Source organism: Vibrio genomosp. F10 str. 9ZD137, from assembly GCF_049974785.1.
Taxonomy (GTDB): domain Bacteria; phylum Pseudomonadota; class Gammaproteobacteria; order Enterobacterales; family Vibrionaceae; genus Vibrio.
Genome location: NZ_JBNGCJ010000568.1, coordinates 1 through 570, shown reverse-complemented (window position 1 = coordinate 570; position 570 = coordinate 1). Strand labels below are relative to the sequence as shown.

Genomic DNA, 570 nt, shown 5'->3' with positions numbered 1-570 from the left:
CAGCTTCGCAGCACCATAGTCAGCATGAAATTCGCGATGACGGCTGTACCACATGGTAATAAAGCTTGCTAGGAAACCAAAAACCAGTTCCAGCACCATCGAAACACCAAAGTAAACCATCATATTGCTCCCCCCCTCCCCTTCATCATTGTTATTTGATGCAACAATGTTGGCGATAAAGCGGGATAAGAAAATCACAAACGTATTGACGACACCTTGCATCAGCGTCATCGTGACCATGTCCCCATTAGCGATATGGCTAACTTCATGGGCGAGTACCGCTTCAGCCTCATCGCGCGTCATGCTGTGGAGTAACCCAGTTGACACCGCGACAAGTGAATCATCTCGCTTTGCTCCGGTTGCAAAAGCATTGATATCTGGCGCATCATAAATCGCTACCGTTGGCATCCCTATACCAGCCTGTTGAGATTGACGACTCACGGTTTCCATCAACCAATGTTCCGTTTCATTTCGCGGGCTTTCAATCACAACACCACCCACAGAGCGTAAAGCCAACTTCTTTGACATCAGCAGCGAAATAAACGAACCACCGAATCCAAATACGGCAGC

Annotated in this window: 1 protein-coding gene; it reads right to left on the bottom strand. The window is 48.1% G+C overall.

Annotated features, from left to right (window positions below; all coding sequences use genetic code 11):
* Positions 1-570 (bottom strand): protease HtpX (htpX, locus tag ACP45E_RS13805; protein WP_069585120.1); only part of this gene is annotated, 570 nt, incomplete at both ends.